The following is a 22,601-nucleotide window of genomic DNA, read 5'->3' on the forward strand; positions in this document are numbered from 1 at the left end:
CCGGCGCTTGGCCAGATCAGGCCGCTTTGGATTTAAACTCGATCCGGCGGCGGTGAAGCACCGGCTCCGTGTATCCGTTCGGCTGGCTGGTGCCTTCGATGACAAGTTCGCAGGCGGCCTGGAAGGCGACAGAATTGTCGAAATCGGCGGCCATCGGCCGGTAAAGCGGGTCGCCGGCATTCTGTTCGTCAACGACGGCGGCCATGCGTTTCATGGTTTCCATGACCTGCTCTTTCGTCGCCACGCCATGATGCAGCCAGTTGGCGATATGCTGGGACGAAATCCGCAAGGTCGCGCGGTCCTCCATCAGGCCGACATTGTTGATGTCCGGAACCTTGGAGCAGCCGATGCCCTGTTCGACCCAGCGCACGACATAACCAAGAATGCCCTGTGCATTGTTGTCGAGTTCGGCCTGAATATCAGCCGGAGCCCAGTTCGGACGTTCGGCAACGGGGATGGAGAGGATGTCCTCAACCTTGGCGGCGTCACGTGACCTGAGCTCTGCCTGGCGGTTCGCGACCGAGACCTGGTAGTAATGAAGCGCGTGCAGGGTCGCGGCCGTCGGGGACGGCACCCAGGCGGTGTTGGCGCCGGACATCGGATGCCCGATCTTCTGTTCCAGCATCGCCTGCATCAGGTCCGGCATCGCCCACATGCCCTTGCCGATCTGCGCATGCCCCGGCAGGCCGCAGGCAAGGCCGACATCGACATTGTTGTTTTCGTAGGCACCGATCCAGGTGGAGGCTTTCATGTCGCCCTTGCGGATCATCGGGCCGGCTTCCATCGACGTGTGCATCTCGTCGCCGGTGCGATCGAGGAAACCGGTATTGATGAAGAAAACGCGGTCCTTTGCCTGACGGATACACTCCTTGAGGTTGATCGTCGTGCGACGCTCCTCATCCATGATGCCCATCTTGAGCGTGTTCCGCTCAAGGCCGAGTGCGTCTTCGATCCGGTCGAAGATCTCCGAAGCGAACGCGACTTCTTCCGGGCCATGCATCTTCGGCTTCACGATATAGACCGACCCTGCCCGGCTATTGATGTTGCCGCCATTCGGGCCAATGTCATGCAGCGCGATCAGAGAGGTGATCATGCCGTCGAGAAGGCCTTCCGGAACCTCGTTGCCGTCCTTGTCCAGCACCGCGTCGATGGTCATCAGGTGGCCGACATTGCGCACCAGAAGAAGCGAGCGGCCATGGAGCGTCAGAGCACTGCCATCCGGAGCCGTATAGTTCCGGTCGCCATTCAGCCGGCGCGTGACCGACTTGCCACCCTTTTCGAACGTATCCTCAAGGTCTCCCTTCATCAGGCCCAGCCAGTTGCCGTAGACAACGACCTTGTCCTCCGCGTCGACAGCGGCAACGGAGTCCTCGCAGTCCATGATCGTGGACATGGCCGATTCAAGCACGACGTCAGAGATGTGTGCCGCGTCCGTCTTGCCGATCGGATGCTGCGCATCGATGTTGATTTCCAGATGAAGGCCGTTCTTGACCAGAAGGATCTTGTACGGCCCATCGGTGTCGCCGGAATAGCCGGCGAACTGCGCCGGGTCCGCCAGGGAGACACTGCCGCCTGCCGTCTTCACGACCAGTGCCTCGTCGCCGATGGCAAAGCCCGTCGCGTCCGTCCAGCTGCCGGCTGAAAGCGGTACCGCCTCATCGAGAACCTTGCGGGCATAGGCGATCACCTCTGCACCGCGGTCAGGGTCGAACCCTCCCGGTGCCGGCTTCGACCCCATGGCATCGGTGCCGTAAAGCGCATCGTAGAGGGAGCCCCAGCGTGCGTTTGCCGCGTTGAGCGCGTAGCGTGCGTTCATGACCGGCACGACAAGCTGCGGGCCGGCGACAGACCCGATTTCCGGATCGACCCTCGCCGTGCCAACGCCGAAGTCGTCGCCCTGGGGCACGAGATAGCCGATATCTGTCAGGAAAGCCTTGTAGGTGGCCATGTCGGGCGTTCCCGGATTGGCCTTGTGCCAGGCGTCGATCTTTTCCTGAAGCGCATCTCGTCTTTGCAGCAGCGCCCTGTTGCGCGGCGCAAGATCATGAACGAGGGACGACAGGCTGCTCCAGAAATGATCCTGGTCTATTCCCGTTCCCGGCAAGACCTGACTGTTCACGAAGTCAAAAAGAACGTCGGCAACTTGCAATCCGTGGGCATTTGTTCGGGCAGTCATTCGTATCTCCAGGCGCATGGCTCGAGTATTGTCATTTAACGGTGTTTTGGGGCGTTCCGTGCCATTCGTCAATTGCTCAAGAAAACGCATGACTTTTTCCAAAACGGAAAAAATAAACATTATTATATCTGAAATCGCGCATCCGGAGCGAAGATTTGGCTTTCCGTCCAACGGCTGATCCTATACCGGTGTCTTCTCCAGACTGTTCCGCTTTCCAGGCCCTGCATGTTCGCGATAGCTCGAAGATTCGGCGACATGACATATGGCAATGCCTTTGTCATGCTGACGCTCACCACCCTTTTCTGGGGCGGCAACACGGTTGCCGGCCGCCTTGCCGTCGGCGAGGTCTCCCCGATGATGGTGGTGTTCTTGCGCTGGGTGCTGGTCGCCGGCATTCTCGTGCCGCTGTGCTGGACCCGGATCCGGGCCGACTGGCACATCATGCGCCCGTATCTGCCGCGCATGATCCTGATGGCCGCGTTCGGGTTTGTCGGGTTCAACTCGCTGTTCTATGTCGCGGCAACCCAGACAACAGCCGTCAATCTGGGCATTATCCAGGGGTCCATGCCGATCATCGTCCTGATCGGTTCGGTGATTTTCTTCGGGACGAAAGTCCGGGTTCTGCAGGTGCTCGGCATTCTGCTGACCCTGGTGGGGGTGACCATGATCGCGGCACAGGGGAGCCTTGAAGTTCTCATGTCACTGGCCGTCAACCCGGGCGACGGTTACATGCTGCTGTCGTGTCTTCTCTATTCAAGCTATGCGCTTGCCCTGAGGAACCGTCCGAAAGTCTCCGGTCTGACCTTCTTTGCCGTTCTGTCGGCCATATCCGTGCTGGCGTCGATCCCCGGCATGATCTTTGAAGTCTCGACCGGAACGGCAAAGTGGCCGACTTTCGACGGCTGGCTGGTCGTGCTTTACATCGCCGTTTTTCCGTCCTGCCTTTCGCAGATCTTCTTCATGCGGGGTGTCGACCTCATCGGGCCGGCGCGCGCCGGGGTTTTCGTCAATCTCGTTCCGATCTTTGCTGCTGTGCTCGCCGTTTCGATCCTCGGCGAACAATTCAGGACGCACCACGGCGTTGCCCTCGTCCTGGTTCTGGGCGGGATCTGGCTTTCGGAGCGCAAGGCGGCCCCTGCGGCCTGAAAGCAAGTGCCAAATAAAATCTCGGTGAATTTGATATCGCCGCATTCACAAGGCACATTGGGTTTATGGAAACACCATTGATTACAGGCGCCTTCGCGCTTTTATTGATAACAATCTCCTTGCTGCAACCACTTGCCCGCCGGCTTGGACTCGCACCGAGCGTTCTGCTTGCGATCGTCGGCACGCTGATCGGGATCTCGGCGACCTACCTGTTCTACACGAGCCATACCAACACGTTTGACGACTTCGCCGAGATTTTCGCCGATCCACCTCTGAACTCAGAGATGATCCTTTACATGTTTCTGCCGTTGCTGCTGTTCCAGACAACGATCACGCTGGATATCCGCAGAATTCTTGAGGATATTGTCCCGATCCTGGTGATGGCGGTCCTGGCCGTGTTTGTGGCGACCGGCTTCATCGGCTTCGCCCTCTACCCGCTTACATCCATTTTCGTTTCGAAGGAAATCACGCTGATCGTGTGCCTCCTGCTCGGTGCGATCGTCGCAACGACCGATCCGGTCGCCGTCGTCGCCATTTTCCGGGATATCGGCGCGCCCGCACGGCTTGGCCGGATCGTCGAAGGCGAGAGTCTCTTGAACGATGCCGCCGCAATCGTGATCTTCGTCATTCTGCTCGGCGTCCTCACCCAGGATCAGGCCATCACCTTCAGCGAAGCGGCCATTGCGTTCGGCAGATCCTTCATTGGCGGACTGATCGTGGGGGCTATCCTGGCGCGCGTGGCCGTCAGCCTGCTGTCACTGATGCGCGACCTGCCTCTCGCACAGGTGACCCTCAGCCTCGCCCTGCCCTATGGAACATACGTCCTGAGCGACCAGTTCGCGGATGTGTCGGCCGTTGTCGCCGTGGTGTGCGCGGGCACGATCTTCAACCTTTACGGCCTTTCGCGTATTCAGCCGCAAAACTGGCAGTTCCTGCATTCGGTCTGGGAACAGCTTTCCTTCTGGGCCGCTTCCCTGATCTTTCTGCTGTCGGCGATCCTGATCCCCAAGCTGGTCGGCGGGTTCGCACCCATCGACATCCTGCTGCTGGCCGTCGTGATCGTGGCGGCTCTTGCCGCACGTGCGCTGGTGATCTTCGGGCTCCTGCCGATGATGAGCCTTTTCGGCGCAGGGCAATCGGTCAGCAACAAGTACAAGACGGTGATCCTGTGGGGCGGCATGCGCGGGGCCGTTACGCTGATCCTGGCGCTCAGCGTCTCGGAACACGCGGTCCTGAACGAGGAAATCTCCGGTTTCGTCACCAAACTTGCGACCGGCTTCGTCCTGTTCACCCTGCTTGTTTACGGAACCAGTCTGAAACCGCTGATCCGTCTTCTTGGGCTGGACCGGCTGAATGCGCGGGACGAGGCGCTCAGAACCCAGTTCCTTTCGCTCTCCATGCTGGATGTCCGATCAGAACTCGAAGCCGCTGCCCAGAGCTATCACATCGATGATCGGGTCGCGTCTGGTGTTTTGAAAGGATACGAGGACCGGGCCGCCGCGGCGGCTTCGGAAACGAACAAGCTCGAAGAACTCTCGGACTGGGACCGCGTCCGTATCGGTCTGATCGCACTCGCCGACCGCGAGCAGCAGCTCGTTCTGGAGCATTTTCACGAGAAGACGATTTCGGGACGCGCGGTGTCACGTTTCCTGACGCTGACGGGCCAGATCGGCGACCTGACCCGAAGCGATGGCCGGGCGGGATACAACAAGGCGACGCGTCAGCCCCTGAAATTCGGTTTCGGCTTCCGGTTTGCGCAAGCGCTCCAGAGGCGCCTGCGGATCGCCCGGCCACTGGCCAATCAGCTTGCCGACCGGTTCGAGTTTCTGCTGATCTACAGGATCCTTGCCGACGAGCTGATCGATTTCAACCAGCGCCGTATCCGGCCGCTTCTGGGCGAGCGTGTCGGCGATATCCTGAACGATATCCTGTGCCTGCGGCAGGACGAGACGATCCAGGCCATCGACGCCTTGCGCCTTCAATACCCGGATTACGCGGATTCACTGGAACGCCTGTTCCTGCTCAAGGCCGGCGTGCGGCTTGAAGAAACCGCCTTTGACGACGCCAAGGAGCAAATGCTGATCGGCACGGAACTCCACCGCGATCTGTTGCGCGACGTGGAAAACACCAGGCGCACGAGCCATACGCGGCCATCGCTTGACCTCGGCCTGAAGACCCGCGATCTCGTCAGTGCCCATCCGCTGTTCAAGGACCTCCCCGGCAAGCAGCAAAAGGCGATCCGCCGGATGATGCGCCCGCAATTTGCCACGCCCCGCGAAAAACTGATCCGCCGCGGAGACAGGGGCGATGCGGCCTATTTCATCGCCTCGGGCGCAGTGGAAGTGCAGGCGCCAAGCCACACCGTCCGTCTCGGGCGCGGCGACGTCTTCGGCGAAATCGCGCTCATGACAGGCGGGCGGCGCAGTGCCGACGTGGTCGCGCTCGGCTACTGTCAGCTGCTAAGCCTCGGTGCGCATGATTTCAAATCCCTCATGGATCAGCATCCCGACCTGCGCGATCACGTCGTCGCCCTTGCCGAAATGAGACAGCTCATGAACACGGACAAGGCGGAGCACGAGATAGAAGACCCCGTTGTGCCGCAATTCGCCTCAGAGGATCCTGTGCAGGATCAGAAGGAGGCGGGCGAAGCGAAAAGCGAGGAAGGCGACCAGATCACCTCAGCCGATGCCGTTCCCGCCGCTGAGGGAACAGACACAGAGACGGTCAATATCGAGGTCACCGAGGAGATCAAGGTGACCGAAACGATCACGGTTTCGAAAAACAAGGACAAGACGGGCATCGCAAGCGCATCGGAAAACGGCTCCGAACAGGAAACTGCATCAGACAAGGAAACAAAGAAAGAGACCGCCTCGGGTTGAGGCGGTCTCCCGGATAGCGCATGAAACCGTTTATCCGGCCTTCTGGATCTCGACGGAATGCGGATAGGGAATGGACACCCCGCCCGCATCAAAGGCTTCCTTGACGGCCTTGAGCATGTGGAACTTGAGTTCCCAGTAATCCGCTGCCTCGCACCAAAGGCGCACACCGAGATCGACGGAACTGTCTCCCAGGTTGGTGACGCGCACCCATGGCTCTGGGTCCTTGTGAACCCGTTCGTCCGCATTGGCGACATCCAGGATGATCTGGATGGCCTTGTCGGCATCGTCGCCGTAGTCAATGCCGAAGGTCAGGTCGAGCCGGCGCGTGTCATGCGCCGAAAAATTGGTCACGACCGCACCCCATGCCTGACCGTTCGGCATGATGATCTGCACGTTGTCGGGCGTCACGAGTTCCGTAACGAAAATATTCAGATCCTTGACCGTGCCCGAGGTGCCGCCGATGTCGACAAACTGGCCGATCTTGTAAGGCCGGAAGATGATCAGCATCACCCCGGCAGCAACGTCGCTCAACGTTCCCTGGAGCGCGAGACCAATGGCCAGGGTACCGGCACCGAGGACGGCGACAAGGCTGGTTGCCTCGATGCCGAAGAGCTGGAGGATCGCAATCAGCGTGACCAGCAGGATCAGCCAGCGGACGATGGACGCGGCGAACCCGCCGATCGTGTCATCGATCTGCGGATGACTGACGATCCTGCGCCGCACCAGTCCAGAGATCATGCCTGCCACAATCCAGCCGATGATGAGAACAACGACTGCTTTCACCGCATTGATAATCAGTGGCCCGTACGCCCCGACCTGATCCATTGCGCTTTCCATGCGATCCCCCTTATTGGAAACAACCCGACCGTTCTGATCCGACTTAACTCCAGAATTGTGAACGCGTCAAAACAATCGGGTCTTCGACCACAGATTGGTATGGCCGCCCGGAACTGTGCCTAAGCGTGTGTGTCGCGCCAGTCTTCCAGGAACTGGACCATGTCCTCGTTCCCGCATCCGGATATGAAATCTGGATAAAGCACGCTGCCGGCCTCCAGAAGCAGCCGCGCGCAGGACACGTGATCGGCTTCCGGACGCTTGGGCGCGAATTCGGACCCGTGAATAACCGTGTCGAGAGCGTCGCCGCCATAGTCGTTCTTGCGCGTCAGATCCGGCCCCAACGCAAGAAAATAGCGCGTCTCGTCGACAAGTCCGTTCCAGCCGGCAACGTGAAGCGGCGGCAGGCCCATCGTGTCGGGAACATCCGGATCGAGGCCCGCGCGCACGAGCCGCTTCATGTGGTCCAGCTTGCCCGGGATGAAGGCGAGACGGGTCAGGAGCCCCTGGTCTTCCTCGCTCAGACGGGACGTATCGAGCACTCCGGGCGCATCCGCACCGGAGGCGCATGCCGACAGGATGGCTTCGTTGCTGTCGAGCGTACCCGCTAAGCCCTTCCGCGCCAGATGGTCCGCGACCGCGTCATTGCCGTAGATGCAGGCCATTGCGTGGGCGGTGTGACCGTCCCACACCGCGTTCGGATCGGCACCGAATTTCAGAAGCAATTCGACCACTTCGACCGAGCCGCCGCGCCTGGCCGCCTGATGCAGCGACGGGATCGTGTTCATCGGCTGACCGCTCGGATGATCGGGCACGGTCAGGTTCGGATCCGCACCGGCTTCCAGGAGCATCCGCACCATCTCGACATTGTCGAAATCGAGCGCTCTGGGCAGCGCGTTCGTACCATCCGGTTTTGCTCCGTGTTTCAGAAGCAGCGCCAACGCCCGCGTATGCCCGAGTTCCGTGCTGTGATAGAGGCTTTCGTCATCATTCGGATCGGCACCGTGCTCCAGGAGCCATTTGCCCAATTCGAAATTGTCCGCGTGGCACATGGCCCCGTAGAGCGCAGACAGCTTGTAGTCGCCGTCGGGTTCCGGCGAATAACCGTCGTCCACGTTTGCGCCGCCCGCCCGAAGCAGTTCCGCGATGGCGAGCATATCGCCGGACTTTTCCGGTCTGCGGTGGATTTCCTGCGAATAGGCCAGGTGCAGCATCGGCGACCTGACGCCAACCTTGCGCGTCGCTGATGTCCGGTCCGTGTCAACCGCGCGGCGGACGCCGTCCAGATCATAGAGCGCGGCTTGCAGGCCCAGATTGTCGTCTTTCAGATCAGGGTCCTCGTTCAGCAATCGCTCCGTCACCCAGTGCTGACCGAAATAAAGCGCAATCTTCAGCCGTTCGGCTTTCTCTTCCCGGTTCATCGCCCGGCTTTCGATGGCAAATTTGAGTTTCGGCCAGCTGTCCTGCCCGGCCTCGCGTGCGATCACATGCAGGAAATCCGCGTGTCTGAGCTGTCTGTCGGCAGGCACGTGGACGGACACGCGCGCAAGCGCGTCCGCATCGCCTGCCGCATGTTGCTTTCGCAGCGCGCGAGCAGCCTTCTTGTAAGCTGCAAGATCCTGGGGAATGCCGTCGGTCATGGCTTTTCTCCTGTTTATACCGCCCGGACGATCCGCTGGTTTCGGGCGCAGGTGAAAAACCGGCTATGTGCGTTGGGTGTCAGGGTGCTTTCGCTTTCCGCGGATCCGGCTGCCGCCCTCGTCGACCCTGAAAAGCTGCCTGAACGGACTTACAATTGCAAGCCCGTCCTGGTTCAAGCTTGCGCGCGTCAGGATTCCGCCGGGCCAAGGTCCGCCGGCGCCGGAACATCGTCGGGCACGAAGAAGTCGGGCGCCAGCGACAGACTGGGGTCAACCCGGTACTTGTCGAAATCGGTCACACCCCGGCGGGCGAGGAATGTGTCGTCGATCAGGAACTGACCGGTGAAATCTTTCGACGGGGATGTGAAAATCTCGTGGGCCGCGTCGGCGAGAATGTCTGGCGTCCGGCTTTGCTGCATCATCTTGTCGCCGCCGATGATGTTCCTGATGGCGGCGGTGGCGATGGTCGTTCTCGGCCAGAGCGCGTTGACCGCAATGCCCTTGGAGCGCAATTCACCCGCAAGACCCAGGACAACCAGGCTCATGCCGTATTTCGCAATGGCGTAGGGCGTGAACGGTGCGAACCATTTTTCCTGCATGTCGAGTGGGGGCGACAACATCAGGATATGAGGATTTTCCGCGTTTTTGAGATGATCGATCGCGTGTTTGCAGCAGGCCAGCGTGCCGCGCGTGTTGATCTGGTGCATCAGGTCGAAACGCTTCATGTCGGTCTGCTGAACCGGAGTCAGCTGGATCGCGCTGGCATTGTTCACCAATACGTCCAGTCCACCGAAATGATCGGCCGTCTTGTCTATCGCGGCTTTCACGGCCTCATCGTCACGGACGTCGACAACAAGCGGCAAGGCCTTTCCCCCGGCCGCCTCGATCTCCTCGGCTGCCGTGAAGATCGTTCCCTCGAGCTTGGGATGCGGTTCCGCCGTCTTCGCGGCAACGGCTATGTTGGCGCCGTCCTGTGCCGCTCTGAGCGCAATCGCCTTGCCGATGCCGCGAGAGGCACCCGTGACGAACAGTGTCTTGCCCTTCAGGGACATGCTTGTTTCCTCCAGAAAATTGCCGTTGTCGCCGTGTTCGGTGCGGGAATGTCCGCTCACGCCTTCTTCTTGCTCATGAATGCCTGGAATGCCACGATTGTTTCCGGTGCAGTCAGCCGGTCGGCGAAAATACGGATTTCCTCTTCAACGCGCTCCGACAAGGCACCCGTGTCTCCCTTGAGGAGTTTTCTCGACAGGGTCATGGCCTCCGGCGGCTTCGATGCGATCTGTTTCGCGCAGTTCAAGGCCGTTTCGTCGACAGTGTCTTCAACGATCTCGTTCACAAGGCCCAACCGCTCCGCCTTTTCCGCCGTCAGCGGATTGCCGAGGCACAGGAGTTCGAAGGCGCGCGCGTGCCCCATCAGCTGTGGCCCGAGCAGACTGGAACCGGCCTCCGGCACGAGCCCCAGATCAACAAAGGGAGAGCGGATAAAGGCGCGCGGGCTCGCGAACACCATGTCGCAATGCATCAGCAATGTGGTACCGACACCGATGGCCAGCCCGTCGACCGATGCGACCAGCGGCTTTTCCGTCCGGACCAATGCGCGCAGGAACCGGACAACCGGCGTGTCGGCCACGGCCACCTTTCCGGCATATTGCAGGAAATCACCAATGTCGTTCCCCGCCGTGAACACCTCCGGGTGCCCGCAGATCAGGTGGCAGCGAATGTCCGGATCGGTGTTGCCGGCTTCCAGCGCGTCGGCAAGGTCCGTATACATGGCTCCCGTTAGGGCATTCTTCTTCTCCGGCCGATCCAGGCGCAGGATCTGAACACCCTCTTCCAGGCTTTTGCGGATCATTCGTCTGTCTCCGGTCTCAGGATGCAAGTGCTTCGGGATCGAAGGCCGTTATCGCGTCCGCGGACAGGATGATGTCCGATCTCAACCCGGCGGTCTCACCCAGTACCGTTTCGCAGAAACTGCGCGCCAGCAAAGTCCTCTCTGCCTGCCGCTCTGCCGGTTCCCCGGATGAGCGAAGCGCACCCCGCGCAAGCAAGGCTCCGCCAAGGGTGAGGCCCGCGACCCGCAGATAGGGTGTTGCGCCGGAAAGCGACTCCGCCATGCGCCCATCGGCAAGCGCGGCAAGCATGTAACCCGTCGCCTCTTCAAGGTCCTGAACGCTCGCGGCAAGTCGTGCCGCGGTTGCCCCGAATTCGGGCCTGTTGGATGCGGCGACTTCATCTGCGGTTGCCTTGAGCTCGGCGATGAAGCCCTTGATGTGGTCGCCACCTGCAAGCGGAAGCTTGCGCGTGACCAGGTCGATGGACTGGATGCCGTTTGTGCCTTCATAGATCGGTGCGATGCGGGCATCGCGCAGATGCTGGGCTGCGCCGGTCTCCTCGACATATCCCATGCCGCCATGGATCTGGACACCCAGCGATGCGACCTCGACGCCGAAGTCGGTCGACAGCGCCTTCGCGATCGGTGTCAGCAGGCTGGCCCGGTGGTTCCAGAACGTCCTGCCGGCTTCGTCCTCGGTGACATTGGCCATGTCGATGGCATGTGCGCAGGCATAACAGATCGCGCGGGCGACCTGCGTCTTGGACTTCATGGTCAAGAGCATGCGCTTGATGTCCGGGTGGCGCGCAATCGGGCTCATCGCCTCGCCGCTGTCACCGGGCGCCCTGCCCTGTCGTCTCTCCAGCGCATAATGAAGGGCCTGCTGGTAGGCCCTTTCGGCAACGCCCAGTCCCTGAATGCCGACGGCAAGGCGGGCGTTGTTCATCATGGTGAACATGCAGGCCAGCCCCTTGTTCTCTTCACCCACGAGCCAGCCGATTGCACCCCCTTCGTCGCCATAGACCATCGTGCAGGTCGGAGAGCCGTGAATCCCGAGTTTGTGTTCCACACCTGCAACGCGGACATCGTTGCGTTCGCCGAGACTGCCGTCTTCGTTGACCAGGAACTTGGGCACAAGAAACATGGAAATGCCCCGCGTACCCGCCGGTGCATCCGGCAAGCGCGCCAGCACCATGTGAACGATATTATCGGTCAGGTCATGGTCGCCGTAGGTGATGTAGATCTTCTGGCCGAAAATCCTGTAAGTGCCATCATCGTTGCGTTCTGCCTTGGCCCGGAGCGCATTGAGGTCCGACCCGGCCTGCGGTTCGGTCAGGTTCATGGTGCCCATCCATTCGCCTGATACCAGCCTTTCCAGATATGTCGCCTTCAGGGTTTGCGAGGCGTGTTTTTCCATCGCTTCGACCGCGCCGATCGTCAGCGTCGGACCGATGGCGAAGGCCATCGACCCGGAATTCCACATTTCCATTGCCGCCGCGGACAGCATCTGCGGCAGTCCCTGACCGCCGGAGTCCACGTCGGCAGACAGGCCGTTCCAGCCTCCCTCGATCCAGGCATGATAGGCCTCACGCCAACCGGGAGGCGTGCTGACCTTGCCGTCTTTCAAGGGGGTTCCGTGCTTGTCGGCAACCGCATTCAGGGGCGCGATCTCTTCGGCCGCGAAACGGCCGGCTTCGTTGACAATCGCATCGACCAGATCGTCTCCCAATTCGGCATGCCGGGGAGTGTTCTGCAGGTCGCGAAGGCCGCACACGGTCTTCAGTGTAAAAGCGATCTCATCGACGGGCGCACGGTACATTCAGGTCCTCCCCAGAACCATCCGGCTATTTTTGACGCCGGCCATTCTGTGTTTTCTTCGTTCGACTCTTGACGGATGCAATGCTTGTCCGCAAAAGGCGCATGAAACATCTCGGGACTGGACAATAGACCAGTTGACGTTAACGTCAACCCGTGTCGCTACGGCAGGTCATCCACAATTCCCACAGCTCCCGCAGCGGGCCGCACAAACGGGCAAGTTAATCTGAATGCAGCTCTGGACCGTCAATTTGAAGAAACCCGACTGGCAGGCTGCGCCGGAAGCAGAGGCCGTGTGCGCTGCGCTGAGCGCAGGCGAGCTTGTCGCGGTTCCGACCGAGACCGTCTACGGACTCGCCGCCGACGCCACAAACGGCAGGGCCTGCGCAAGGATTTTCGAGGCGAAAGGCCGTCCGCAATTCAATCCGCTGATTTCACATGTTCCAAGCCTCGACGAAGCGCGTCTGCACGGTCACTTCGACGATCCGGCGCTTCAACTTGCGCACGCTTTCTGGCCCGGTCCGCTGACACTCGTCGTGCCCAGGAAAGAAACCTCGCCGATCTCGGACATGGCAACGGCAGGGCTTGAGACAGTTGCCCTGCGTGTGCCCAACGGGCCGGTAATGCGCTTTCTTGCCGAAAGAACGGGGCGGCCGCTGGCAGCGCCCAGCGCCAACCTCTCCGGCAAGATCAGCCCGACCTGCGCGCAGGACGTGATTGACGATCTCGGAGACGCTCTGAGTTTCGTCGTCGATGCCGGGCCGTGCGATGTCGGGATCGAATCAACCATCGTCGGTTTCGAGGACGGGACGCCAAGGCTTCTGCGTCCCGGCGGCATTTCGCGTGACGACATAGAGGGCGTGCTGGGATTGAGCCTGCTGGCCGCTTCGCCCGACATGCGCCCCGATGCACCTGCCGCTCCGGGCATGCTGGCTTCTCACTATGCACCGAATGCGTCCATGATCCTGAATGCACGGGAAGCGTCGCAGGACGATGCCCTGCTTTCGTTCGGTCCTGAGCCAATCCCGGGCGCGGAGCGCGCCCGTGCGGAATTCAACCTCAGTCCGGACGGCGATCTGGCGGAAGCAGCGGCCAATCTCTTTCGTGGAATGCGAACTCTGGACGAGAGCGGCGCAGGGACAATCCTGGTGCAGTTTATCCCCAGCTTTGGACTGGGCGAGGCGATCAACGATCGCCTGACCCGGGCGGCTGCCCCGCGCCCATGATATCGATAACCTTGCGTGGCCGCGGCCAGTAACGCGTCCGCTCCGCGGCGACTCGTGGTGCAATTTTCAGCTGCATCGAAAAAAGGTATATATTTCAGCGTTTCCCGGCAGAATTCCGAACCGGAAGACGACACTTGAAAGGTTGAAGTCAAGACCGGCCCTCAACAAGTTTCCAATATAACAGATAAACAAAAATCAAGTTTACAACTGCAATACACGCAAGAAATGAACCCAAGAATTTACGCCTGTAGTTGACGGTTTGGAGAGTTATCAACACCGACCTTCGGCGGATTACGGTAAAAAACTCGCATTCCCTTACGAGAATCACGTAATCTTGTTCACACAATTGAGATGCAGCGGACCTCCCCTCGGGCATTGCGGTGCTCGCACCTTTGAACAGGCCGGCAAGATAGCCGGCCTTCTTTTTGCCCAGTTGCCCGTGTCCTGCGACTGCCTGCTTCATGCGACCTATCATCAATTGACAGCGCAGGTTGAGACCTTTCTGATGGACGGCGATCAATCGAAAAACAAAACTTTCCGGAAACGCCGCATTGTCTACGCTCCTCCTGCACCATCCCTGCTACCTCGATCACCTGACCCCGCTTGGACACCCCGAAAGGCCTGACCGGATCAGGGCGATCGACAGGATACTGGAACACGAGAAGTTTCAATCTGTTGAGCGTGACACCGCGCCGATGGGCGCAGTGGAAGACATCGCGCGTGCGCATCCGATGGGGTATGTCGATCAATTGCATCGCCTCGCTCCGGACGAAGGCGTTGCGCGCGTCGACGCGGACACGACCATGTCGCCCGGAACCTGGGAAGCAGCGCTCAGAGGCGTCGGTGGGGCGTGCCGGGCGGTTGACGAGGTCCTTTCGAAGAAGGTCAGCAACGCGTTTTCCGCATCGCGGCCTCCGGGTCACCACGCGGAAAAAGAACGGGCAATGGGCTTTTGTTTCTTCAACAATGTCGCGATTGCAGCCAGATACGCCCAGGAGAAGCACGGGCTCGGCCGCGTCGCCATCGTCGATTTCGACGTGCACCACGGCAACGGCACGCAGGACATTTTCTGGGATGACGGCAGCGTGATGTACTGCTCGACACACCAGATGCCGCTTTACCCCGGATCGGGTGCCGCATCGGAAACCGGTGAGAAGAACACTATCGTCAATGTTCCCCTTGCGCCGGGCGAAGACGGTCTTGCGTTCAAGGAGGCCTTCGAAGTGGCGGTGCTTCCGCGCCTTGACGATTTCGAGCCGGAGCTGGTCATTATCTCAGCCGGGTTCGACGCCCACGCACGCGATCCGCTTGGGGGCCTCAACCTTGTTGAATCGGATTTCGCATGGGCGACGCGCGTTCTCATGGATGTTGCGGACAAACACAGCAATGGGCACGTTGTCTCGGTCCTTGAAGGCGGATACGACCTGGAAGGTCTGGCGCGCTCAACGGCGGCACATGTCATGACGCTGATGACAGGTTGACGGCCCTGAGCCGAAAAACGCCGGGGATCACCGGGATCAACCACATATCCCGGCTTGACCTTTGCGCCCAGTCCCGCGACTTTCCAGATATTGTCCGGCTTCAAAAGGGAACGCACCGATGAGTGACGCTTCAACAGACATTTCCGAACTGACTTTCGAAGATGCTCTCAGGCAGCTGGAAACAATCGTGCGCGAACTCGAGCAGGGCAACGTTCCGCTTGAGCGCAGCATCGAAATGTATGAACGCGGAGATGCGCTGCGCAAACGATGCGATAGCTTGCTGAAATCCGCGGAAGCAAAGGTGGAGAAGATCCAGCTCGGCCAAGACGGAAATGCGCGGGGCACAACCGAACTGGACCCGCAATAGACGGCGTTATTCGTCAAGGATCAGATCCCGACCGCGCCCCAATCCGTCTGGGCCAACGTGCCGGGCGGCCATTTACTTCAAGCACGCATAACGCGCTTCGGGTCTTCACGATGAGCTTCAGGCCACGTGCTTTCCGGCGGAACCGCGCCTTCCCCACTGCTGTTTCCAATTGACGCCGGCCGGCGCCCCAAATGGTCGCAAAGGCGGTCCAGACCATGTCCTGGACAACAAAGCGGTGTTTCTATTGCCATTTTTGACGCAAATTGATAGTAATATTTACAAGTATAATAAATCTTTATGTAATATTTAGTTGACGCTTTGGACAATGCCATCACTAAGCAAAACAGACGAGGCAGATCTACTTTTACGAGTACTGGAATGCGCAACACAATCCGATGGATGGACCTCCATTCTGGACTCAATTGATGCGAAGCTGAACTGTATTTCTGTCCTGTGCGAGTTCGAAAACAACGGGATTCCGACACAGAATTTCGATGGTGGCCGGTCCTCGCGGAAATTGCACGATATGCTGTTCTCGGAACCCGTGCAGCGTGGCGATGATGCCCTTAAGTTTCTACTCACGGAGGCGGAACTCAGCTATCCCTATTGCAAGGCAACGCTCCGGAAAGGCGACTTCGGACGTAACAGGCCGGTTTCACATTACCCGCAGAAAGACGGCGGGCCACCGGGACTGACCTACCCTGAAAACGCATCCGTCAGTCACGGCGAAGACGGCGGCCATGCGGAATCGGCGGGCTTGATTTCGCCCCTGTCCCGGGACGCCAAATCGACAATCCTGTTTGGATGCCTTTTCAAAGAACACACCACGGAAACAATCGACGTGGAAACCGCGCGCAAGACCTTCCGGACACTCACCAAGGTCTTGAAACCGGGTCTCGATGCCTTTTTCCAGATCGAACGCCACAAGGCGCAGATGCGGATACAGGACGCGCTCCTGTCGAGCATTGCAAGTCCGTCGGTGTTGATGACCAGGGACAAGGTTCTGCTTGGGCACGCGGCATCCGGGCTGGAGAAACTCCTGGCGACGGGAAGCGTGAGGTTCAAGGCGCCTCGGTTCGAATTCAGGAACAAACAGCTGGAAGCCGGGCTTCAGCACGTTGTCGACACGTTCGCCGGAAACACCCATACGGCTCTCCAGCACGGACACACCGAAGCGCCGGCAGACCAGAGCGGCGATCAGTCAGTCTGGTTCGAAGATCCGAAAGGCCAGCTCAAACGGATCACGATCAAGGCTGTCCCCGCGACCGGCACAAGCAGAAATGGCGGGAGCGCACCCTGGCTCATTCTCAAGATTTTTGAAACGTCGGAACTTCCCGAAGCGCTGGAGACCGTCCTGCAGGAGCGATTTGAGCTTTCGTATTCGGAGGCCCATCTGGCGCGCCACCTGACGATGAGCGGATCCATGAACGACACGGTTCAGGAGCTCGGGATTACCAAAAATACGGCAAAGACCCATTTGAGGCGCATTTTCGACAAGACCGGCGTCAACACGCAACTTCAGCTCGCAAAGCTTGTTCACGGCCTTTCAAGCCTGTTCTGAATGTCAGAGGCGAATCGACGGTTTCCCGGACCGGAAACATCAGTCAGTCTGCCACGTCAGGCCAGGTGGCCGGCAGAAACAAAAAGGGGCCGCGAGATGCGACCCCAAGTTGATCACTGTGCACGTGGCCCCATCGACCACGCCTAATTCCTTAGGCCAGATCCTCCGTAGATGCATCACCCAAAAGGGTGACTCAAATTCAAAAACCATCAATGCATCCAAAATTGCGCGTGATCTGCACGCTGACTCAGAAATAATGAGACAGGATCAGCGGCACATCTCTTGTTGAGATGACGCAACAATATGGCGCATTACGGCCACAGCATTTGCGCCCTATATTCCGTTGGTGTATGCCTGCCCGCCAGATTTTAATTTGTGGAGCCTTCAGCAGAGTGTCTTCAAAGCCCGATACCCCACTTCTCGACAAGGTCAATTCCCCGGAGGAATTGCGTGCACTTGATGAAAGCGATCTGACCCAGCTTGCTGACGAACTCAGATCGGAGACCATCGATGCGGTGTCGATAACCGGCGGACACCTCGGTGCCGGGCTGGGGGTCGTGGAACTGACAGTCGCGCTGCACTACGTGTTCAACACGCCCGATGACAAGATCATCTGGGACGTGGGCCACCAGTGCTACCCCCACAAGATCCTGACCGAGCGGCGTGAGCGGATCCGAACGCTCCGGCAGGGCAACGGCCTGTCCGGCTTCACCAAGCGCGCCGAAAGCCGCTACGACCCGTTCGGCGCGGCGCACTCATCGACATCCATATCCGCAGGGCTCGGCATGGCGGCCGCCCGGGACCTTGACGGCGGCGACAACAATGTCATTGCCGTCATCGGTGATGGCGCAATGTCCGCGGGCATGGCCTATGAAGCCATGAACAATGCCGGGCATCTCGGCTCCCGTCTCATCGTCATTCTGAACGACAACGACATGTCCATCGCCCCGCCCGTGGGAGCCATGTCCGCCTATCTTGCAAGGCTGGTGTCAGGCCCCACTTACCAGACGCTGCGCGATGCGGCGAAGCACATCGCCAAGAACCTGCCCAAGCCGGTCTTCGAAAAGGCGGCGCGCGCGGAAGAATATGCACGCGGTTTCTGGACCGGCGGAACCATGTTCGAGGAACTCGGCTTTTATTATGTCGGCCCTGTCGACGGACATAACATGGAGCATCTGCTTCCGGTTCTGAAAAACGTCCGCGACACGCATCACGGCCCGGTCCTCATTCATGCGGTCACGCAGAAGGGCAAGGGCTACGGCCCGGCAGAAGGCGCCAAGGACAAGTATCACGGCGTTGCCAAATTCGACGTCATCACGGGCAAGCAGGCGAAGCCCAAGGCCAATGCGCCGAGCTACACCAATGTTTTCGCCACCTCCCTGATCAAGGAAGCCGAACACGACGAAAAGGTCGTCGCGATCACGGCGGCGATGCCGGACGGCACCGGGCTGAACCTCTTCGGCGAAGCCTTTCCCAAGCGCACCTTTGACGTCGGCATTGCCGAACAGCACGCGGTGACCTTCGCGGCCGGACTTGCGACCGAAGGCTACAAACCCTTTGCCGCGATCTATTCGACGTTCCTGCAAAGAGCCTATGATCAGGTCATCCACGATGTCGCGATCCAGGGTCTGCCGGTGCGGTTTCCGATAGACCGTGCCGGTCTCGTCGGCGCGGACGGGCCAACGCATGCCGGTGCGTTCGACACGGCGTTCCTGTCCTGCCTGCCCGGTTTCGTCGTGATGGCGGCTGCCGACGAAGTGGAGCTGCGTCACATGGTGGCGACCGCCGCCGCCTATGACGAAGGGCCGATTTCGTTCCGGTATCCGCGCGGCGAAGGCGTCGGGCTGGAGATGCCGGAGCGCGGCAGCGTTCTTGAGATCGGCAAGGGTGTGATCCGGCGCGAAGGCACGAAGGTCGCGTTGTTGAGCTTTGGCGGCCGCATGAACGAATGCCTGAAGGCTGCTGACGAGCTCGATGCCGCCGGTTTGTCGACAACCGTCGCCGACGCAAGGTTCGCGAAGCCGCTCGACATGGAACTGATCCGGCGCCTTGCGCGTGAGCACGAGGTTCTTGTCACGATCGAGGAAGGTTCCGCCGGCGGCTTCGGCAGCCACGTTCTCAGCCGGCTTGCCGAAGAAGGCTTGCTGGATAGCGGGCTCAAGATCCGCACGCTCGCGCTTCCGGACATCTACATCGACCAGGATAAACCCGACGCGATGTATGCAAGGGCCGGCCTGAATTGCGACGGCATCATGAAGGCGGTGTTCACCGCCCTTGGCACGGAAACGCTGAGCGCTCCCCAACGCGCCTGACCAGCGTCCAATTCAGACAGAATCGACGCGTCCGACCGCAAATGCGGCACGCGTCAAATCGTGATTGACACGAGCCGCCATTACTGGAAAGGCTGATGATCAGGATCAACCGCGCCGGCGCCGAACGGCGCGTTTGTTTTTCATCATCTCCAGGGGTCGACCATGGCTCAGACGCTTCTTTCCGTGTCCGCACTCTTGCTGTCGGTTGCGCTGCTCATATTCGGGCACGGTCTCCAGACGACGTTGCTGCCGCTTGCCGCCGATCGCTACTACTTCACCGATTTCGAAATCGGCGCGATATCGTCCGCCTATTTCGTCGGGCTCGTGGTTGGCTGCCTTGCCGCGCCTCTCCTGATCATGCGCGCCGGTCATATCCGCGCCTTCGCAGCGCTTGTGTCGCTGATGTCCGGGGCAGCGATCCTGCATCCGGTGATTATCGACCCTTACGCATGGTTCCTCATTCGTGTCGTTTCAGGCTTCAGCCTTGCCGGGTTCTACATGATCGTCGAAAGCTGGCTGAACGAAAGCGCGACCAACGAGAATCGCGGGACGATCATGTCCATCTACATCGTGATCGTTTTCGGATCGCTGATCCTGGGACAGGTCTCGATCGCGAGCATGAGCATTTCATCCTTCGTCCCCTTCGCGGTCGCGTCCGTTGCCCTGAGCCTTGCCGTGATGCCTATTTCGCTGACGACGGCGACGCAACCGGCACCGATCACGCTGGTGCGCTTCAGACCGATACGGCTTTATCAGACATCACCGGCCGCGTTTGTCGGGATTCTCCTGATCGGGATCTGCCAGGGCGCGGTTTTCACGCTGTCGCCGCTCTATGGATCGCAGATCGGGCTCACGACCAACCAGTCCGCCTATTACGCAGCGGCCATCATCGGCGGCGGCATGATCGCGCAATGGCCGGTCGGCCGTCTCTCCGACCGCATGGACCGCCGCCTCGTGCTTGTCGGGCTCGGCGTTGCCACGGCTGTCGCGTCGCTTGCCATCGTGTTCTTTTCACCGACGGTATTCCTGATTGCAATCATGACGGCGGTCCTGGTCGGCATGTTCACGCAACCGCTTTACGCCATCGCCGTGGCCCATGCGTTCGACCATGCCGCACCGGAAGACTTCGTCGAGACATCCTCCGGCATGCTGCTCTCGTTCGGAATCGGATCGATCATCGGCCCTCTGGCCGCCTCATTGGTGATGGGCCGGATCGGCCCCTCAGGCCTGTACCTGATGATTGCCGTCGTCAGTCTTGCCATGGCAGCCTTTGTTCTCACCCGTGTCCTGACGCGCCAGGCGCTCACCGACGAAGAAAAGACGGACTTCGAATATGCGGCAACCGCGCAGGTCGGGTCGGTCATTTCTCCAGAACCGCTCGACGTCGAAGCCGAAGAATATGTCATTCCGCCGGAAGAGTTCCCGGCCTACGAGGACGACATCTACAATTTCGACACCGGCTCCGACGAGACCGAAGACGCCGGCGAGCCGAAGGAAGTTGATGACGGGACGGCGGAACAGGTTCAGTCCGCAGATGGAGACGGTAAAGAAACACCGGCAGACGGCTCAGGTGCTGTAGAATCCGACGGCGCGAAAGAACCCGAAAAAGCAGAAACAAAGCCCTGATACCGGGCCCGGGTCCGGGGCCCGGGTTTACCTGTGCGCTTTCGCCCCTCGACAGAAACGCAGAACGGCCCTATAGCCGTGTCATGGCCATGCGTGGTGAAAATCTGAACCTTCTACGGCGAGAGCGTCACCCACTGGTGGCACTTGCGACGCTCGCGTTCACACTGCGTTTGTTCCTTGTCATCCTGGCAAGTGCGCTCGCGCCCGAGTTCGCGGCAGCAACCGGCCTGACAAAACTCTGTCAGACCTCAGACCAGCAACACACGCTTGCGTTCCACGACCCGGCCGTCTGCCAATGCGGTCCGGCCTGCGTTCACGGGTGCTCACTGGCGCCCGCCACGCCTCCCGGAAACTCCGCGCTGCCCGGGACCGGTCTTGCGGCAAGTGGAATATTACGCACCGCAGACCACGAAGTCCGAAATGCGCAGCCGGGACGCGTCACAGCAATCCGGGCACCACCCCTTTCCTTGATCTGACTCCGCTTACAAAACTCAGACCCAAGGAAATGTCATGAAACTCTGGACTTCCATCGCCGCAGCGACGGCGCTTACGCTCGCATCCCTTTCCGCCACGGCCGCGGACTACACTGCCGGAGACCTGTCGCTGTCCAAAACGTGGACCCGCGCGACGCCGCCGAAAGCCAAGGCGGGCGGCGGTTTCGTGGAGATCGTCAATTCCGGTTCGCAAGACGATCGCCTGATCTCGGCAACCTCGGATGTTGCCAAGAATGTCGAGCTGCATGAAATGGCAGTCACCGACGGCGTCATGAAAATGCGCGAAATGCAAGACGGCATCGAGATACCGGCAGGTGAGACCGTTACCTTGAAGCCGGGCGGCCTGCACATCATGTTCATGGGACTGAACCAGCCCTTCGAGGAAGGAACGACCGTTCCCGTCGTGTTGACTTTTGAAAAGGCCGGCGACGTCGAAATCGAGCTTGATGTAGCCAAGATGGGTGCGAAGTCGATGAAGCATGGCCACGGTGATCACGATCACGGCAGCCATGACCACAAGAACCACAGCAAAAACTGATTTTTGCCAGAAGAGGACACACCATGTCCGGTTTAAAGCTCTTCCGTTACGTGGCCTGGGCGGCAGTTGCCGTCCTTGCCGCCGCATCCGGATTTCTCGTTTATCAGCAGACCGCAGGCAACGGGAATTCCGGCTCCCTTATCGAACCCCTGGCCGCCATCGGCGGACCGTTCGAACTTGTCGACGGCAACGGTGAAACCGTCACCGACGCGACCTTCTCCGGAAAGCCGCTGGTTCTGTTTTTCGGGTTCACCTATTGCCCCGACGTCTGTCCGACGACCCTCTCCGAACTGCAGGGCTGGATAGAAGCACTCGGTCCTGACGCCGACAAGCTGAACTACGCTTTCGTGACCGTCGATCCTGAACGCGATACGCCCGATGTCATGCGGGATTACGTCTGGGCATTCGATGAGCGCATTTATCCGCTGACCGGGTCGCGCGAACAGATTGATACCGTGATCAAGGCCTATCGCGTTTATGCCAAGAAGGTTCCGCTTGACGACGGCGACTATACGATGGACCATTCGGCAGCTGTTTATCTGATGAATTCGGACAACAAGTTTGTCGGAACCATCGCCTACGCTGAGGCCGAGGAAACGGCCCTGCAGAAGCTGCGCCGGCTGATCGCCAACGCGCCGGCCCAGAGCTGAGACGAGCCGAGACCCGAAGGACATG

16 protein-coding genes are annotated in these 22,601 nt (G+C 59.9%); 10 read left to right on the top strand and 6 right to left on the bottom strand.

What is annotated here, in order from left to right; all coding sequences use genetic code 11:
• Positions 1 to 16: 16 nt before the first annotated feature.
• The gene (locus tag RBB49_RS01395) at positions 17 to 2,176 is read right to left on the bottom strand and encodes a malate synthase G (protein ID WP_306140863.1); all 2,160 of its coding nucleotides are present in this window, start codon (positions 2,174 to 2,176) and stop codon (positions 17 to 19) included.
• A gap of 255 nt (positions 2,177 to 2,431) precedes the next feature.
• Here RBB49_RS01395 and RBB49_RS01400 point away from each other — a divergent pair, with 255 nt between their 5' ends.
• Both RBB49_RS01400 and RBB49_RS01405 read left to right on the top strand, forming a co-directional pair.
• Positions 2,432 to 3,322 (top strand): DMT family transporter, encoded by an 891-nt coding sequence (locus RBB49_RS01400; protein ID WP_306140864.1) that lies wholly within the window; start codon positions 2,432 to 2,434, stop codon positions 3,320 to 3,322.
• Positions 3,323 to 3,387: 65 nt separating this feature from the next.
• Positions 3,388 to 6,201 carry a cation:proton antiporter gene (locus RBB49_RS01405; RefSeq protein ID WP_306140865.1) on the top strand — a complete coding sequence of 938 codons (2,814 nt, stop codon included), beginning with the start codon at positions 3,388 to 3,390 and terminating at the stop codon, positions 6,199 to 6,201.
• 30 nt (positions 6,202 to 6,231) lie between these two features.
• On the opposite strand, the gene RBB49_RS01410 is transcribed toward RBB49_RS01405, so the two are convergent.
• The 5 genes from RBB49_RS01410 to RBB49_RS01430 all read right to left on the bottom strand — a co-directional run bounded on the left by RBB49_RS01410 (position 6,232) and on the right by RBB49_RS01430 (position 12,325).
• Positions 6,232 to 7,038, bottom strand: coding sequence for a mechanosensitive ion channel family protein (locus RBB49_RS01410; RefSeq protein ID WP_306140866.1), 807 nt, complete (start codon positions 7,036 to 7,038; stop codon positions 6,232 to 6,234).
• 119 nt (positions 7,039 to 7,157) lie between these two features.
• Positions 7,158 to 8,675, bottom strand: coding sequence for an ankyrin repeat domain-containing protein (locus tag RBB49_RS01415; protein ID WP_306140867.1), 1,518 nt, complete (start codon positions 8,673 to 8,675; stop codon positions 7,158 to 7,160).
• Between the two features lie 188 nt (positions 8,676 to 8,863).
• Positions 8,864 to 9,727: an NAD(P)-dependent oxidoreductase gene (locus RBB49_RS01420; RefSeq protein WP_306141343.1), complete on the bottom strand. Its 864-nt coding sequence runs from the start codon at positions 9,725 to 9,727 to the stop codon at positions 8,864 to 8,866.
• 56 nt (positions 9,728 to 9,783) lie between these two features.
• Entirely contained in the window at positions 9,784 to 10,527 is a 744-nt protein-coding gene (locus RBB49_RS01425) for a crotonase/enoyl-CoA hydratase family protein (RefSeq protein WP_306140868.1), read from the bottom strand.
• A gap of 16 nt (positions 10,528 to 10,543) precedes the next feature.
• On the bottom strand, positions 10,544 to 12,325 hold the full coding sequence (locus RBB49_RS01430; protein WP_306140869.1) for an acyl-CoA dehydrogenase: 1,782 nt from the start codon (positions 12,323 to 12,325) through the stop codon (positions 10,544 to 10,546).
• Between the two features lie 226 nt (positions 12,326 to 12,551).
• On the opposite strand from RBB49_RS01430, the gene RBB49_RS01435 reads away from it, so the two are divergent.
• The 8 genes from RBB49_RS01435 to RBB49_RS01470 all read left to right on the top strand — a co-directional run bounded on the left by RBB49_RS01435 (position 12,552) and on the right by RBB49_RS01470 (position 22,576).
• Positions 12,552 to 13,547, top strand: a complete 996-nt coding sequence (locus RBB49_RS01435) for an L-threonylcarbamoyladenylate synthase (RefSeq protein WP_306140870.1) — start codon at positions 12,552 to 12,554, stop codon at positions 13,545 to 13,547.
• Positions 13,548 to 14,098: 551 nt separating this feature from the next.
• Positions 14,099 to 15,028, top strand: coding sequence for a histone deacetylase family protein (locus RBB49_RS01440; RefSeq protein WP_306140871.1), 930 nt, complete (start codon positions 14,099 to 14,101; stop codon positions 15,026 to 15,028).
• Positions 15,029 to 15,146: 118 nt separating this feature from the next.
• Positions 15,147 to 15,395: an exodeoxyribonuclease VII small subunit gene (locus RBB49_RS01445; protein ID WP_306140872.1), complete on the top strand. Its 249-nt coding sequence runs from the start codon at positions 15,147 to 15,149 to the stop codon at positions 15,393 to 15,395.
• 526 nt (positions 15,396 to 15,921) lie between these two features.
• Positions 15,922 to 16,956, top strand: coding sequence for a hypothetical protein (locus RBB49_RS01450; protein ID WP_306140873.1), 1,035 nt, complete (start codon positions 15,922 to 15,924; stop codon positions 16,954 to 16,956).
• Between the two features lie 350 nt (positions 16,957 to 17,306).
• Complete coding sequence (gene dxs, locus RBB49_RS01455; protein ID WP_306140874.1) at positions 17,307 to 19,268, top strand: 1-deoxy-D-xylulose-5-phosphate synthase; 1,962 nt, start codon at positions 17,307 to 17,309, stop codon at positions 19,266 to 19,268.
• Positions 19,269 to 19,430: 162 nt separating this feature from the next.
• Entirely contained in the window at positions 19,431 to 20,894 is a 1,464-nt protein-coding gene (locus tag RBB49_RS01460) for an MFS transporter (RefSeq protein WP_306140875.1), read from the top strand.
• A gap of 510 nt (positions 20,895 to 21,404) precedes the next feature.
• A complete protein-coding gene (locus RBB49_RS01465) occupies positions 21,405 to 21,926 on the top strand; it encodes a copper chaperone PCu(A)C (RefSeq protein WP_306140876.1) in 522 nt (173 codons plus the stop codon).
• Between the two features lie 23 nt (positions 21,927 to 21,949).
• Positions 21,950 to 22,576, top strand: coding sequence for an SCO family protein (locus RBB49_RS01470; protein WP_306140877.1), 627 nt, complete (start codon positions 21,950 to 21,952; stop codon positions 22,574 to 22,576).
• The last annotated feature ends 25 nt before the right edge of the window (positions 22,577 to 22,601 follow it).

The organism is Roseibium sp. MMSF_3412 (genome assembly GCF_030733265.1).
Classification (GTDB): domain Bacteria; phylum Pseudomonadota; class Alphaproteobacteria; order Rhizobiales; family Stappiaceae; genus Roseibium.